This is a genomic window from Bartonella sp. CL25QHWL, from assembly GCF_042195335.1.
Classification (GTDB): Bacteria; Pseudomonadota; Alphaproteobacteria; order Rhizobiales; family Rhizobiaceae; genus Bartonella.
Genome location: NZ_JBHIOE010000061.1, coordinates 1 through 1,136 on the forward strand (window position 1 = coordinate 1; position 1,136 = coordinate 1,136).

General features: G+C 40.9%; 1 pseudogene. It reads right to left on the minus strand.

Features of this window, described 5'->3' with window-relative positions:
• A pseudogene (locus ACFILY_RS09455) lies at positions 1 to 1,136 on the minus strand (hypothetical protein); the annotation flags it as partial.

Here is a 1,136-nt window from a genome sequence, read left to right on the forward strand (position 1 = left end):
ACAACATTGGTTACATCATTATGAACATTCGTGATAGAACTCGCAACACCAGCAAATGCTTCCGCTACACTATTGTAGCTTTCCTCACTTTCTTTACCTTCCGCATCAACTTTCTTGATCACAAAACTTGGTGCTTTCCATTGTCCATCTTTATCATAACCTGCTCCTCCACCAAAATAGGTCGCAAATGTCTGATTCATTGAATAAAGCTGATTGCCCGTGATCGCTTCTGTCGAACCTTTAGAAATTTCTCCATCTAATAGAAACTTTAATTTGCTGTTTTCTTGTTCCGCTATAACTTGACCATCTTTCTCTTTGTTCTTTACATGACGCGCCACAAAGGCATGCGCGTCATCGTTCCACAACAAAGCATTCTGCTCAATGGTCTGCGTAAGTTCATTGCTGTTCTTAGAAAGCTCATTATGAAGATCTGTCAGCGATGTATCAACACCGCTAAAGGCTGAACCAACATCATGATATGACTGACCACCAACAACATACGTCGGAAGATTACCTACAAGCACATCAGCACCACCACCTAAATAGCTCGATGTATTTTTAGAAACACTGTCTAGACTGGTAGTCACTGTCGTAACATTTTTATTAGTCGCAAATAACTGAGAGCCATTTACAACTTCTGTCGATTCTGCTGAAAGCACTCCTGCCTTAACACCAGAAAGAATCCTTTCTTCTTTCTTACTGTTGGCAATATTGACTTCTGTACCTTCTACTTCTTTCCCAATAGTGATAACTTTCGTCTCATCATCCTGCTTGGCAAGACTATCACTCACTACATTGGTTACATCATTATGAACATTCGTGATAGAACTCGCAACACCAGCAAATGCTTCCGCTACACTATTGTAAACCTTTTCCTCACCAGTACTACCATCATCATTGATAGTTTTAAGCTTGAAGGTGGGGGCAACCCATTTTCCATTTTCATAGCCAGCGCCTCCACCAAAATACGTCGCAACTGTTTGATTCATTGAATAAAGTTGGTTGCCAGTGATCGCATCCGTTGAGTTTGCCGTGATGTCACCATCTAAAAGAAACTTCAATTTGCTATTGCTTCCTTCCGTTCCATGCTTAGCTACAAACGCATTGGCTTCCTTACTCCAATTCAAAGAATCCTG